This window comes from Serratia sp. CY40230 (genome assembly GCF_052168835.1).
In the GTDB taxonomy this organism is placed as follows: Bacteria; Pseudomonadota; Gammaproteobacteria; order Enterobacterales; family Enterobacteriaceae; genus Serratia; species Serratia nematodiphila.
The window spans coordinates 828,402-842,893 of the sequence record NZ_JBJNLX010000001.1; the positions used below are offsets into that span (position 1 = coordinate 828,402).

At 58.1% G+C, this 14,492-nt stretch carries 11 protein-coding genes, 1 tRNA gene and 1 pseudogene; 7 read left to right on the forward strand and 6 right to left on the reverse strand.

Annotation, left to right across the window (positions count from 1 at the left end; genetic code table 11):
- Nucleotides 1-222 precede the first annotated feature (222 nt).
- From dpiA to ACJ8IJ_RS03940, 3 genes are all read left to right on the forward strand, one after another.
- A complete protein-coding gene (gene dpiA, locus ACJ8IJ_RS03930) occupies nucleotides 223-909 on the forward strand; it encodes a two-component response regulator DpiA (protein WP_004940807.1) in 687 nt (228 codons plus the stop codon).
- A 102-nt stretch (nucleotides 910-1,011) separates the two neighbouring features.
- Nucleotides 1,012-4,101, forward strand: a complete 3,090-nt coding sequence (locus ACJ8IJ_RS03935; protein ID WP_442518275.1) for a beta-galactosidase — start codon at nucleotides 1,012-1,014, stop codon at nucleotides 4,099-4,101.
- 114 nt (nucleotides 4,102-4,215) lie between these two features.
- Nucleotides 4,216-4,291, forward strand: a tRNA-Asn gene (locus tag ACJ8IJ_RS03940).
- Between the two features lie 94 nt (nucleotides 4,292-4,385).
- On the opposite strand, the gene ACJ8IJ_RS03945 is transcribed toward ACJ8IJ_RS03940, so the two are convergent.
- Nucleotides 4,386-5,219 (reverse strand): oxidoreductase, encoded by an 834-nt coding sequence (locus tag ACJ8IJ_RS03945; RefSeq protein WP_004928681.1) that lies wholly within the window; start codon nucleotides 5,217-5,219, stop codon nucleotides 4,386-4,388.
- Between the two features lie 105 nt (nucleotides 5,220-5,324).
- Here ACJ8IJ_RS03945 and ACJ8IJ_RS03950 point away from each other — a divergent pair, with 105 nt between their 5' ends.
- Nucleotides 5,325-6,245, forward strand: a complete 921-nt coding sequence (locus ACJ8IJ_RS03950; RefSeq protein WP_015378444.1) for an AraC family transcriptional regulator — start codon at nucleotides 5,325-5,327, stop codon at nucleotides 6,243-6,245.
- Nucleotides 6,246-6,440: 195 nt separating this feature from the next.
- Here the strand turns inward: ACJ8IJ_RS03950 and ACJ8IJ_RS03955 are convergent, their stop codons facing one another.
- The 5 genes and pseudogenes from ACJ8IJ_RS03955 to ACJ8IJ_RS03975 form a co-directional block, all read right to left on the reverse strand.
- On the reverse strand, nucleotides 6,441-7,427 hold the full coding sequence (locus tag ACJ8IJ_RS03955; protein WP_280631423.1) for an aldo/keto reductase: 987 nt from the start codon (nucleotides 7,425-7,427) through the stop codon (nucleotides 6,441-6,443).
- A 25-nt stretch (nucleotides 7,428-7,452) separates the two neighbouring features.
- On the reverse strand, nucleotides 7,453-8,481 hold the full coding sequence (locus tag ACJ8IJ_RS03960) for an alpha/beta hydrolase (protein WP_004928673.1): 1,029 nt from the start codon (nucleotides 8,479-8,481) through the stop codon (nucleotides 7,453-7,455).
- Nucleotides 8,482-8,515: 34 nt separating this feature from the next.
- A pseudogene (locus ACJ8IJ_RS03965) lies at nucleotides 8,516-8,644 on the reverse strand (alcohol dehydrogenase); the annotation flags it as partial.
- A 16-nt stretch (nucleotides 8,645-8,660) separates the two neighbouring features.
- Entirely contained in the window at nucleotides 8,661-9,878 is a 1,218-nt protein-coding gene (locus ACJ8IJ_RS03970) for an MFS transporter (protein WP_071591411.1), read from the reverse strand.
- Nucleotides 9,879-10,062: 184 nt separating this feature from the next.
- Nucleotides 10,063-10,356, reverse strand: a complete 294-nt coding sequence (locus tag ACJ8IJ_RS03975) for a cyclophilin-like fold protein (protein WP_442518276.1) — start codon at nucleotides 10,354-10,356, stop codon at nucleotides 10,063-10,065.
- 227 nt (nucleotides 10,357-10,583) lie between these two features.
- On the opposite strand from ACJ8IJ_RS03975, the gene ACJ8IJ_RS03980 reads away from it, so the two are divergent.
- The 3 genes from ACJ8IJ_RS03980 to ACJ8IJ_RS03990 all read left to right on the forward strand — a co-directional run bounded on the left by ACJ8IJ_RS03980 (nucleotide 10,584) and on the right by ACJ8IJ_RS03990 (nucleotide 14,452).
- On the forward strand, nucleotides 10,584-11,483 hold the full coding sequence (locus ACJ8IJ_RS03980) for a LysR family transcriptional regulator (RefSeq protein WP_004928662.1): 900 nt from the start codon (nucleotides 10,584-10,586) through the stop codon (nucleotides 11,481-11,483).
- A 176-nt stretch (nucleotides 11,484-11,659) separates the two neighbouring features.
- Nucleotides 11,660-12,178 carry an NUDIX hydrolase gene (locus ACJ8IJ_RS03985; RefSeq protein ID WP_015378447.1) on the forward strand — a complete coding sequence of 173 codons (519 nt, stop codon included), beginning with the start codon at nucleotides 11,660-11,662 and terminating at the stop codon, nucleotides 12,176-12,178.
- Nucleotides 12,179-12,745: 567 nt separating this feature from the next.
- Nucleotides 12,746-14,452 (forward strand): hemolysin, encoded by a 1,707-nt coding sequence (locus ACJ8IJ_RS03990; RefSeq protein ID WP_442518277.1) that lies wholly within the window; start codon nucleotides 12,746-12,748, stop codon nucleotides 14,450-14,452.
- Nucleotides 14,453-14,492: the final 40 nt, after the last annotated feature.

Consider the following 14,492-nt stretch of genomic DNA (forward strand, 5'->3'; position numbering starts at 1 on the left):
CCATGAAGATAAAATCATCCTCTCGTTCGATAAACCCATGGTAAGCAGAAAAAAAACGCCGATTATTGACCTATTTCACAAACCGATCCCGGTTAATAAGTTATTTAATGTTCTTTATTTGCTTAATTAATCTTATGGTGTTTATTATTGAGATAATCTTTATTTGGCGCCGCAATTCACTTACATTCACTTAGCATTTTTATTGCAATTACGGGTCGCACTATGGAATGGCTGAACATCCTGATCGTTGAAGACGAAACGCCGCTGGCGGAGATGCACGCGGAGTTTATCCGCCAGAACGGCGGCTGCCGCCAGATTTGGCTGGCCGGCACGCTGGCGCAGGCGCGCGCCATGACCGAACGCTTCAAGCCGGATCTGATCCTGCTGGACAACTTTCTGCCCGACGGCCAGGGCATCACCCTGCTGCGCGAACTGACGCTGAGCGGCTATCGCGGCGGCATCGTGTTCATCACCGCCGCCAGCGACATGGCCACCGTGGCCGAGGCGTTGCGCTACGGCGTGTTCGACTACCTGATCAAACCGCTGGCCTATGACCGGCTGAGCCAGACGCTGCAGCGCTTCAGCCAGCGCCGCGAAGCGCTAAAAGACAAAGCGCGCCTTAACCAGCGCCGCATCGACGAGATGTTCAACACCTACGCCCGCGGCGAACAGCAGGCGGCGCTGCCCGCCGGCATCGACGAGCTGACGCTCGGCAAGATCCGCGCGCTGTTCGCCGAGCCCGCCGCGCGCCACACCGCTGAAAGCGTTGCGCAAAAAATGGGGCTCAGCCGCACCACCGCGCGCCGTTATCTGGAGTTTTGCACCGCCGCGCAGCAGCTGCGCGCCGAGATCATTTACGGCAAAGTGGGCCGCCCACAGCGGATCTATCGTGCCGGCGAGCCGCATTAACGGTTATTTGATCGCCCTTGCAAGGTTGCGTGTAACCGCTTTACTTTTTATGCGCCGGTCAGCATCTTGGTGAGCATCACCTAGCCGACTGGACGATCGCCGATGCCCGCTGAACCCCTAGCTTCCCTGTCCGAGATCCTCGCCCGCCGTGACTGGCAAAACCCCGCCTGCACCCACTACCGCCGGCTGGACGCCCACCCGCCGTTCGCCAGCTGGCGCACGGTGGAAGACGCGCGCGACGATGCCCCCAGCGCCAGCCGCCGGTCACTGAACGGCGAGTGGCGCTTCAGCTATTTCCCGCGCCCGCAGGCGGCGCCGGAAGGCTGGCTGCAGCAGGATCTGCCGGACGCCGCCCCGCTGGCGGTGCCGGGCAACTGGCAGCTCGCCGGCTACGACGCGCCGATCTACACCAACGTGCGCTACCCGTTCCCGGTCGATCCGCCGCGCGTGCCGGAAGACAACCCGACCGGCTGCTACTCGCGCGCCTTCAGCGTCGATCCGGCCTGGCTGGCCGCCGGCCAGACGCGCGTCATCTTCGACGGCGTCAACTCGGCGTTCTATTTATGGTGCAACGGCTACTGGGTGGGCTATTCGCAGGACAGCCGCCTGCCGGCGGAGTTCGATCTCAGCCCGTGGCTGCAGCCGGGTGAAAACCGGCTGGCGGTGATGGTGCTGCGCTGGTGCGACGGCAGTTATCTGGAAGATCAGGACATGTGGCGCATGAGCGGCATCTTCCGCGACGTCAGCCTGCTGCACAAACCCGCCGCGCACCTGAGCGATGTGCGCATCACCACCCCGCTGCATGACGGCTTTACCCGCGGCGAACTGGTGGTGACGGCGCGCGCCAGCCGGCCCGGCCCGCTGCAGGTGCAGGTGCAGCTGTGGCGCGATGGTGCGCGGGTGGCCGAGCGCACCCAGCCGCTCGGCAGCGAGATCGTGGACGAACGCGGCGCCTATGACGATCGCGTCACGCTGCGGCTGCCGGTGGAACGCCCGGCGCTGTGGAGCGCCGAAACGCCCGCGCTGTATCGTGCCACCGTCGCCCTGCTCTCGCCCACAGGAGAAATTATCGAGGTGGAGGCCTATGACGTTGGCTTCCGCCAGGTGGAAATCAGCGGCGGGCTGTTGAAGCTTAACGGGCAGCCGCTGCTGATCCGCGGCGTTAACCGCCACGAGCATCATCCGCGCCACGGCCAGGTGATGGACGAAGCGACGATGCGCCACGACATCCTGCTGATGAAGCAACACAACTTCAACGCGGTGCGCTGCTCGCATTATCCCAACCACCCGCTGTGGTATCGGTTGTGCGATCGCTACGGGCTGTACGTGGTGGATGAAGCCAATATCGAGACCCACGGCATGCAGCCGATGAACCGCCTGGCTGACGATCCGCTGTGGCTGCCGGCGATGAGCGAGCGCGTCACCCGCATGGTGCAACGCGATCGCAACCACCCTTGCATCATTATCTGGTCGCTGGGCAACGAGTCCGGCCACGGCGCGAACCACGACGCGCTGTACCGCTGGGTGAAAAGCCAGGATCCGACCCGCCCGGTGCAATATGAAGGCGGCGGCGCCGACACCGCCGCCACCGACATCATCTGCCCGATGTATGCGCGGGTGGATCAGGATCAGCCGTTCCCGGCGGTGCCCAAATGGGCGATCGGCAAGTGGATCGGCCTGCCGGAGGAACAGCGCCCGCTGATCCTGTGCGAATACGCCCATGCGATGGGCAACAGCTTCGGCGGCTTTGAGCGCTACTGGCGCGCGTTCCACGCACATCCGCGCCTGCAGGGCGGCTTTGTCTGGGATTGGGTCGATCAGGCGCTGATCAAGCGTGACGAGCGCGGCGAGGAATTTTGGGCCTACGGCGGCGACTTCGGCGACACCCCCAACGATCGCCAGTTCTGCCTGAACGGGCTGGTGTTCGCGGATCGCACCCCGCACCCGGCGCTGTTCGAAGCGCAGCGGGCGCAGCAGCTGTTCCGCTTCGCCTTCGACGCCGCCTCGCTGACGCTGACCGTCACCAGCGATTACCTGTTCCGCCACACCGACAACGAACAGCTCAACTGGCGGTTGGAGCTGGACGGCGTGGAGCGCGCCAGCGGCAGCTTCGATCTGGCGCTGCCGCCGCAGGGCAGCGCTAGCTTCATCTTGCTCGAGCGGCTGCCGATGCTGCATCAGCCCGGCGAGCTGTGGCTGAACGTGGAGGTGGTGCAACCGCAGGCCACCGACTGGTCCGAAGCGCACCACCGCTGCGCCTGGGATCAGTGGCGGGTGCCGCGCGCGCTGCATCCCGCGCCGCCGCCCGTACAGGGCGTGCCGCCCACGCTGATTGAAGACGATCAGGGGCTGACCCTCACCCACGACGACCAGCGCTGGCGCTTCGAGCGCAGCAGCGGCCACCTGACGCAGTGGTGGCAAAACGAACAGCCGCAGCTGCTGACGCCGCTGCGCGACGGCTTTGCGCGCGCGCCGATCGATAACGACATCGGCGTCAGCGAAGCGGACCATATCGATCCCAACGCCTGGGTCGAACGCTGGAAGCTGGCGGGCCTGTACCGGCTGGAGGAGCACTGCGTGCGGCTGCAGGCGGATGCGCTGCAAAACGGCATGCGGGTGGTGAGCGAACACCAGTTCGGCGTGGACGGGCAGATTTTGCTGATTAGCCGCAAGCAGTGGCTGTTCGACGCGCTGGGCGCGGTGAGCGTGAACGTGGAGGTCGAGGTGGCCGACGCCCTGCCGCCGCCGGCGCGCATCGGCCTGCACTGCCAACTGGCGACGGTGCAGCCGCAGGCGGAATGGCTGGGTCTGGGCCCGCACGAGAACTACCCGGATCGCCGCCTGGCCGCGCAGCATGGGCGCTGGCGCCTGCCGCTGGCGGATCTGCACACGCCGTATATTTTCCCCGGCGAGAACGGCCTGCGCTGCGACACCCGCAGCCTGCGCTACGGCGGCTGGCGCATCGACGGCCGCTTCCACTTCTCGCTCAGCCGCTACGGCCTGCAACAGCTGATGGCCTGCAGCCACCAGCATCTGCTGCAGCCGGAAGCGGGCACCTGGCTGCACCTGGACGGCTTCCACATGGGGGTGGGCGGCGACGACTCCTGGAGCCCGAGCGTGCACCGGGATTACCTGCTCACCGCCGGCGTTTACCGCTATCAGCTGCGCCTGCAGCGGGCGCCAGAGGGCTAAATCTGCCAAAAAACTCAACGGGTTGCGCATTCTGTAAGCAAACAGTCACAGAATGTGTAATCCTCCTTTGACATGCCGACGGCGCCTCGCTATTATTCGCCCCGTTCCAACGATTCCTCTGTAGTTCAGTCGGTAGAACGGCGGACTGTTAATCCGTATGTCACTGGTTCGAGTCCAGTCAGAGGAGCCATATTTAGAGAAGCCCGCTCAGGGAAACCTGAGCGGGCTTTTTGCTGTTGGGCGGCTATGCTCGAGTATCCCCGACACTCTCTACCCGAAACCGGTCAGCCATCCGTTGAACGGGTAAGTTTCTCCCATTGTTCAATTTCCTGACCTAACGCCTCGAGCTTTTGCCGCACCAAACTTAATGCGTCACTGCCTAACAACAGATGCGTGGGTGGGTTCCGGCTCTCAATCACTGCCAGCATGGCGTGAGCCGCCTTAATCGGATCGCCGAGTTGCTTACCGCTTTTTTCCTGACGCGCCTGACGAACAGGTTCAAATAACGCGTCATAGTCCGGGAGACGGCGAGGGCTGCGCACCATTGAACGCCCGGCCCAGTCCGTTCGAAACGAGCCGGGCGCTACTGCGGTCACGTAGATGTTGAACGGGTCAAGCTCTTTACTTAACGTTTCTGATATCCCTTCCAGTGCAAATTTGCTGCCACAGTAATAGCTGATACCGGGCAAGGTAATGAAGCTGCCCATTGAGGTAATATTGATAATGTGGCCGCGACGGCGCTGGCGCATGCCCGGTAGCACGGCTTTGATCATCGCCACCGCGCCAAACACATTGACGTCAAACTGGCGGCGCAGCTCTGCAAGCGGGGACTCTTCCAGAATGCCTTCGTGGCCGTAACCGGCATTGTTCACCAGCACATCTATCGGACCGACGGCGGACTCAATCTCTCCAACCACCTCATCAATACGCTCAACGTCCGTGACATCAAGCAGATAGCCAAAAGCCCGCTGCGTATCGAGCGCGCCGAAAGCCTGCAGTGCTTCGCTGTTGCGCACCGTCCCTACAACCCGATGCCCTACGGCGAGGGCTTCCCGCGCCAGCGCCTGGCCAAAGCCACTGCTGACGCCGGTGATTAAAATCGTTTTTGCAGATGCCATAAAAAGAACTCCCATGAACCATGAAGGTTGCATGGTATTCTCTGCTCTGCCGCATTTTTAGGCCGTATCTTCTCTTTTTCTTGCCTGATTTTATGAGGTGGTGGGATGTCCGACATGATTGCCCTGATGAATAGACTTGCGGTGCAAGAGGGATACAACCTCACTGCCCTACCTGATGTGCGAATTTTGCGTTCCGATCGCCCGCTTGCCAGAACGCCGGTGCTTTACGATCCGGGGATCGTGATTGTCTGCCAGGGCAGCAAACGCGGTTATTTCGGTCAACAAACCTATTTATATGATGAGCAGCACTACCTGGCGGTTTCGGTGCCGGTGCCGTTTGTGATGGAAACCGACGCGTCGGCAGCACATCCGCTGCTGGCGATTTATATGCATCTGGATTTTCAGCTTGCCGCTGAACTGATGTTGCAGATTGAACAGCATGGCGCCCCGCATCCTCCCGTCGCACCGCAAAGCATGATGTCGAGCCCGATGGACGACAGGGTAAAAATGGCCGTTCTTCGCTTACTTGACGTCCTGACCAACCCGCTTGAGGCGGCGATCCTCGGCCCGGCGCGGGTGCGTGAGCTTTATTTTCGCGTGCTGACAGGCGCACAGGGCAACGCAATGCGTGCCGCTCTGGCCTTGCAGGGCCAGTTTGGCAAAATCGGTAAAGCGTTGCAGCACATCCATGCCGCTTACGCGGAGCCGTTAACGCTGACGCAGCTGGCGATGGGGGCCGGCATGAGCGTGCCGACCTTTCATAGCCATTTCAAAGCGATAACGCAGATGCCGCCGATGCAGTATGTGAAATCGGTACGCCTGCACCAGGCACGGATGCTGATGGTGCGCCAACAAATCACCGCCGCCGCCGCGAGTTACGCCGTTGGCTATGAAAGCCCATCGCAATTTAATCGAGAATTCAAACGTCTGTTTGGCCTACCACCGGCAGAGGAGATAAAACGCATGCAGCGTCACTTCGCCATTCCGCCCGCGCAGCCTGCCTCGGTATTTGTTTCATCGCACTGAGGCTTATGTGGTCAGGCGAACGATAGTCCGCTTCTGGCGCCAGGCGGATCGGCACTTGGGGAGAAAGTCCGCTATGAGCGAGAGCGGACATCAAAGTATTAAAGCAAAGAACAACATCTTCAGGTGATAAATAAATTTGACTGAAATAACGTACTTACCGACCCGAAGGCCGGTCATTGTTAACACGGATAACGGTTACCATGCGTAGGCTTCAGGGGCTTCCCCACCCGGTCCCGGCCAGATGGTATCCAGTCTTTTGAGCGTATCGCCTGAAAGGGACAACGTCAGGGCATTGAGATTCTGACGGAGCTGTTCAGCTGTGCGCGGACCACTGAGCACAGCGGTAACCACGGGGTTCTGCAACAGCCAGGCCAACGCCACGTCTGAGGGCGCCTCCCCCAGCTCATCACACAGCGTTTCCCAGGCCTCCAGTTGCGGCCGCAAGCGATTGATTTGTGCCTGCAGCTGCGGTGTTGCCCGGCGGCCATCGGCAATTTTTTTCAGCACGCCACCCAGCATCCCCATCCCGACCGGGCTCCAGGGGATCAGGCCAATGCCGTAATGGCGCAGTGCCGGAATGACTTCAAGCTCAACCGTGCGCTGGGTCAGGTTGTAAAGGCTCTGTTCCGATGCCAGCCCCAGCAGGTTGCGCGCATCAGCCGTGCACTGTGCGGTGGCAATATCCCAGCCGGCAAAGTTACTGCTGCCCACGTAGCTGATTTTACCCTCACCGATCAGCTGTTCCATGGCCTGCCAGATTTCCTCCCAGGGGGTGTTCCGGTCGATATGGTGCATCTGGTAGAGATCGATATGGTCCGTTTTCAGTCTTTTCAGACTGGCCTCACAGGCCCGGCGAATATGGTAAGCGGACAGATATTTGTCATTCGGGCCCGTATCCATCGGCTGGTAAACTTTCGTGGCCAGCACGATTCGGTCACGCAGGCCACTGCGCGCCAACCAGTTACCGATGATTTCTTCGGATGTCCCGTACCCCTTTGCCATATCCGGTGACTGCGGTCCGCCATAGACGTCAGCGGTATCGAAAAAGTTGATACCCGCATCCACGGCTTCATCCATGATCCTGAAGCTGGCCGGCTCATCCGTCAGCTCACCGAAATTCATGGTACCGAGACCGATGCGGCTCACCCGCAGGCCGGTACGACCCAGATGTTTATAGTTCATGTCAGATGCTCCTTAACTGAACGTGTTATTGCAGGTTCTTACGGAAAAAGTCTGTCAGTTTGTCAAAAGGGATCACGTCGGTACGATCATAGAGATCGACATGCCCTGCGCCCGGTACGACATAAAGCTCTTTAGGCTGACCGGCGCGTTTGAATGCATCCTCGCTGAACTCTTTTGAGTGAGCCCGATCGCCGGTGATAAACAGCATCGGACGCGGTGAAATGGTTTCAATATCGTTGAACGGATAGAAGTTCATAAACTTGCCGATACTGCTCAACATCGGTTTCGTCGTCAGTGCTTCTTTCTCACCCTTCGGGGTGTAACCACCGCGTTCGGTGCGGTAGAAATCGAAAAACTCACGCTGAATATCCGGCGTTGAAGCGTCCAGTGTATTCACGGTACCGGGAATGTAGGCCGTCTCGCCTCCCTGAAACTCTGCTAAACGCTGCTCTGTGGCTGACCGGATAAAGGCCTTTCGTTGTTCCGGCGTCTGGGAATGGTTGAGGCCGTTGCGAAATGCAGCCCCCATGTCATACATGCTGACGGTGGCAATGGCTTTCATACGCGGGTCAATCTTGGCAGCACTGATAACAAAACTTCCGCTGCCGCAGATACCTAATACACCGATGCTATCCGGATCAACAAACGGCTGTGTGCTTAGATAATCAACCGCCGCGCTGAAATCATCTGTGTAGATTTCCGGTGAAATCAGGTGCCCCGGTTTGCCCTCGCTTTCTCCCCAGAAAGAGAGATCGATAGCCAGCGTGACAAACCCCTGCTCCGCCAGCTTCTGCGCATAAAGATTCGAACTCTGTTCCTTAACGGCTCCCATCGGGTGACCAACGACGATCGCCGGGTGTCGGGTATTCTGGTTCATCTTTTTCGGGATAAACAGGTTGCCGACCACGGCCATCTGATACTGGTTTTTAAAGGTGACTTTTTGCTGCGTCACCTTATCGCTTTTATAAAAATTATCGGCCCCACGGGACATATCCGCCGCAGAGGAAGCAAATGCACTGATCAACAGCCCCAGCGCTAACGTAAATTTTTTCATGATGGTCTCCTTATCATTAAGCCAGGGTGGCGTTATCCGAATGGCAGACGCCGCAGAACGCGAAATCAATCTGCACATCACGGGCGCCGGAGGCGCGACGGGTGATATCCATCGGCTCCAGCGGCAGTGTGCCCGCATGGGCACCGTAAGCTTTACCTGTCATGACATAACTCCAGGGTTTATGAATGGTCTCTGGCAGAGGTGTCTGCGCGTGAGGTCAGGAAAATCAGCCCGGCCGCGATAAGCAGCATCGTGACGCTGGCCAAGAAAGTGCTCTGGTAGCCGTGGTGATCGAAAAGCAGCCCCCCTACCGTTGAACCTAGCGCAATGGATAACTGGACCATTGCCACCATCAGCCCGCCGCCGGCTTCGGCATTCTGCGGAAAGATACGCGGTACCCAGGCCCACCACCCCACCGGCGCACCGGTAGAAATCAGCCCCCACAACCCGAGCAGCACCATCACGATGGCCACCTGACTGCCAAAAGCGATCAGTGCCAGCGCGGTGATGGCCATCAGCACCGGAATGGCTATCAGGGTCGAGTAGAAGCCGCGTTTCAGCACTCTGCCAATCAGCGTGGTGCCGATGAAACCCGCGACACCGATAACCAGCAGGATTAGGGTGACCACTGAAGCATCCACCTTCGTCACCGTTTCAAGGAAAGGCCTGATGTAGGTAAAGAGCGTGAACTGCCCCATAAAGAAGATGCCGACGCCCAGCATGCCTAACGTGACCACTCGACGGCGAAACAGCGTGAAGACATTGCTGGCACCGTTACTCTGCCGGGTGACCTGCATGGAGGGCAGGCTGAACAACTGCCAGATAAACGCGGCGATCGCGACCGGCACCAGACAAAAGAAGGCCCCGCGCCAGCCGATCACCGAACCGAGCCAACTGCCCAAAGGGGCCGCGATGACCGTGGCCAGTGCATTGCCGCTGTTAAAAATGGCCAACGCCAGCGGAACTCGGTGCACCGGAACCAAACGCATCGCCGTGGCTGCCGACATCGACCAGAACCCGCCGACTACGATGCCAATCAGAGCCCTGCCCGCCATATAGGTCAGGTAATTGGGTGCCATCGCAATAACAGCACCGGAAATTGCCATCATGCAGGTCAGGCCGAGCAGCAGCGTTTTCCGGTTAAGCGTGCCTGCCAGCACGGAAATAAACAGGCTGGTTACCACTGCAAATGCCCCGGAAATGGCGATGCCCTGTCCGGCCATGCCTTCGGTGACACGAAGGGTCTGCGCCATCGGTGTCAGCAGGCTGACCGGCATGAATTCGGAGGCGATCAGGGCGAAGACGCACAGCGTCATGGCAAAGACACCACTCCAGTGCGCAGGCTGTTTCCCGCTTCCGGTGTTTTTTTTTCTGTTTTCGTCTGTCTTATTACTCATTCAGGGATTTCTTTTCAGTAGATAACATGAAGTCTGTGCCCCGGAGCCTTCAGCGCTGCAGGAAGAGCTGAAACGGCATACGGAGACGGGATAAGGGGGATAATCGCGGTACGGAAGGTGCTGCGGGTCAGTTGGCGACCCTGATCTGCACCGCAAGAGGTCCGTGGCGCTGCAGGACCGGCAGTCAGGAATCCACTTTCCCTAACGGGATCAGTGAACGGGCGTAAGCCCTGCCCTGGGCAAAAATCGCCAGGTTGCCCCAGGGCGCGTAGTAAGTGATATCTCCGGCTTCCGGCGTCATGCCGTCCGGTGCCTGCACCGTGGAAAGCCTGCGCGGCAGGTCGCTTATACGCTCAATATCGTCATAGTCTTCCAGCGTCAGGCTGAGGGGAAGCAAAGACGCAAAGTCCCGGCCTGTCGGCGTATCAAAGAGGGTGGCGGTGGCGGTTTCTCCCTCCACAATGATCTCAATTTTCATAAGCGTCTCCTGCGCCACTCCCCGGTCGTTGTCACCCGCCATAGCGGACTGCGTGACGAAAAGCAGGCCGGCAAGGAGCAGCAGTGATGTTCTGCAGTAAGCGTTTTGCATAAGGGTTAGCGTTGACTTTTTCATCGCATTATTGTTACCAATATGCAGCGGGTTAACTAGCTAATGAATACTTAATACCCTTATAAGTAAAATTTATAAATGGACCGGAAACGAGCATGGCCAGACGCAATCTCAACGACTTACTCTCTTTCGTCACCGTGGCGCGTGAGGGCAGCTTTACGCGCGCTGCCGCCCAGCTCGGCGTGACCCAGCCCGCACTGAGCCAGGCGATTTCCGGGCTGGAAGAACGGATGCAAATCCGCCTGCTGACGCGAACCACGCGCAGCGTGTCAGTGACCGCCGCCGGGGAACGCCTGCTGCAGTCTGTGGGCCATCGTATTGATGAGATTGAAGCCGAGCTGGACATGCTGACGGCACTGCGTGATAAACCTGCGGGGACCGTCCGTATTACATGTGGACCTAATGTTCTGAAGACCACGCTGCTGCCAAAGCTGACACCACTGCTACGCGAATATCCTGATATTCATATTGAGTTTGATGCCAACCACGGGTTCCGGGATATCGTGGCGGACCGTTTTGATGCCGGCGTGCGGCTCGGAGACACTATCGACAAAGATATGATAGCCGTACCCATTGGCCCGAAACTGCGCATGGCGGCTGTAGCTTCCCCTGAGTATTTTGCCCGGTGCGCCGCCCCTCAGACGCCACGCGATCTGATGCAACACTGCTGTATTAATGAGCGCATGGTTCAATCGGGGAAAATTTACGCCTGGGAGTTTGAGCAGGAAAACGGTAAATTTCACGTTCGGGTTGAAGGGCAAATGACGTTTAACACATCGGAACACGTCGTTGACGCAGCTCTTGCCGGACTGGGCATTGCCTTTTTACCTGAAGAGGAGTTCGGCACACATCTGCAGGAAGGAAAACTGATCCGCGTGCTTGAAGAATGGTGCCGTCCTTTTCCCGGCTACTATCTTTATTATCCCAGCCGTAAACAGCCTTCCCCAGCGTTTTCACTCGTTGTGGATGCGTTGCGTATTAACCGGAAAATTTAACGCTGAATTATCGGGCCAATATTTCAAGAACGGACGTGAACGTCCGCTTCTGGCACGCAACGGACAGGCTACGTGGTCATTGGGTCTGCTTTGAGCGAGGAGCGGACTTTAGTAGAAAAATAGAAGGCAGTATGTAGACTATCTTCTTTTAGTGTTTATTTGTTATGGCCTTATTTATGTCTTCTGAAATGATTTTCCCACTCAAAGAAACTGAGCGGCGCGCGGTAAGAGTTGTCCTGATTGATAAGACCTGCTCGATCCTGCTTCTCAGCACACGTGATGTCAGTAATCCTAACTTCATAAATTCGTGGGAATTACCTGGCGGTGGCATTTTGGAGGGGGAATCTCACGCGGACGCAGCCATACGTGAAGTGTTTGAAGAAACGGGTTTGATAGTTCCTTTCCAAAGCGTCCGTGTACCTCAGTGGTTCAGAGATGTTCATTACTCGTATCGCGGTGAAAGGCGCCTGCAACACGAAGCTATATCCCTTGCCTATATAAATGATTTCAAACCTGATATCCATTATGCAGAACGGGAACCTTTTGAACTGGAAGATCATCTCGAGTATCACTGGTGGTCCCTGGAGGAACTAAAATCGTCGTCTGCGACTTTTTATCCAAGGAACTTACCTAAACACATTGAGCAACTGCTCCAGGGGGAAAGTATTAATGATCCCATTGAGATTTGGGATTAACTGGCTGATCTGTAATCATAATTGAAGTACTTTCTGCCAACATTCCCGATGTAAGCAAAAGAGTTTTCAGGTTTGTCGGCTAACCTGTTCAAGATTGTTAACGTCCGCTACTGGCACAAAACCGACCGCCAGAGTCCCCACTCCAGCATTCCCCCCCATTCCACACTCCAGCAGCGCCAGAGAGAAATCGCCCTCCTGCGTTGCCGTCGGTGTGAACCCGCAAAGCGGCAGCCACCGCCATAACGCCGACGCTTGGCCCCACCAGCGAAACCCACTCTTTTATCTAAGAAGATTCCTAACCCAGCTGACGGAAATCCCTCCCTGGCACCAATACGCGGGTTAACCCGCCGATTTACAGCAATAATCCTGTAAAAACAATCGATAAGCGAATTTCTCGCGCTCGGCAAGTTGCGTCTATCCTTTCGCTATGGGTGCCTGCTGCCCATCGTTCGCTGCGGCTCGCGGCATGCGCGTTTCTGGCTGTTCGGGTTTCGGTTTATTCCATCGCGCGCTTCCATTCATCATGTTGAATTTCAAAGCAATCTCTCAGCAACAAGGAGTGTTTATATGGCTTACGTCATTACCGACCGAGAAAAACTGCAAGCGATTTGGGAGGCCGCCAAAGCCGGCGACTGGCCGGCCGTGTATGCCGCATCCGTCGATGCGCTCACCGATCCCAACCATGCCAACCAACCCATTGAGGGCGTGGATATCGCGGTGTATACCTGGATCAAAGGCGCCTATGGCGTGAACTCGAATCAGGGGGCGTTTGCCCATTACATTCGCGACCAAACCAAGTTGCAGTATGAGCTGCGCACCGGGCATGTGCCCGATGACTGGGAGGCGCGCATTCAGAATGCCTCCGACAACATCGCCAAAAACTTCGCCAAAACGCTGTTTGGCGTCGATCTGAGCAGCGATCCCAATGCGCCGCTGCCGGATGCCCCGCCCACCAGCGCCAAAGTGCCGGATATTCACGAGGTTGGCCTGATCGACGCCGGTGCGGCGGCGTCCGAAGTGTTCACCGACGCCTCCTCGACCGGCGCCCCCAACTATTCTCCCTGGGCCGGCACCACGCTGTTCTCTTATTTAGGCGACACCTCGTTCTTTACCGAATGGGTGGCGACCAACGACACCTCGGCCTTTAAGGTGGAAGGCGGGACTTACGATCTGATTGCCGCGGCGCAGGTCTCCATGCAGATGAAAAACCTCAGTTACGTGGTTGAAACGCTGCTGGCGGGCGAAGTGCCCACCTATTTGACCACCCTCGGCATTGGCCACGAGACCATCCGCCTGGCCGCCGAGGCGGCGCGTGATTTCTACACTGAGTCCTACGGCAGCAGCGTGACCGGCGGCGGCAGCATTATCCCCGGCAAGCTGGATATCGGCTCGGCGATTTTCAACGACATTGCCGACGTGCTGTCCACGCCGAATCTGTACCGCGTCGGTACGCTGCATGATGATGATTTCACGCTGGCGTTCGGCAATATCGCCGTTAACACCGGCAGCGGCGACGACACCATCAGCGTGCCGCGCGGCTGGCAAAACAACGCCGGCAACTACGGCTGGACGGTGATCGACGGCGGCAGCGGCCACGATACGGTCGATTATTCCAGCCTGTCGCACGGGGTAAACCTGAAGTTTGACGACCAGGGCAGCTATGGCGGGCGCGGGGTAATCGAGAAAAACGGCATCGGGCTGTATGGCTTTAAGGACGGGCTGTACAACATCGAAGCGGTTAAACTGACCGACTTTAAGGACAACGTCACCTTTAACGATCGGGTGCTGACGCCGGCCAACGGTCTGGAGGTCAACCTGGGCAAAGGCTCCAGCGAGATTCGCTTCGAGCATGGTTATACCACTGCGCCGGGTGGGAGTGCGCCGCAGGATTATCTCGGCGTAAACCTGAGCATGCTGTCCAACGATGTGCCCTTCCCCAACAGCCTGCTGAACATTCCCGTGAAGCAGACCCACAATATCTACATCGACGACAGCTTCGAGCTGGGCTTTTTACAGGCCTCCTCCCTGTCTATCGATAACCACCTGCTGGCCTTCGGCGCCGAAGGATCAAACAGCAGCTTCTCACTGAATTACAACGCGCAAACCCATACGCAGGATCTGTCGATATTCATGCAGGGCGAAAGCGCGCTCAATCAGCACGTCGTCAATATCTACAATTGGGATCAAGGATACTTTGGCATCAATCTGGAGCAGCCGGCCATTCAGCTTGTCGGTTTGCAAACCATTGCCCCGCAAGAGCTGGCGGCCGCCTAAGCGAAGCCCGCCGGGTTTACCGGCGGGCTGTTTACCTGCA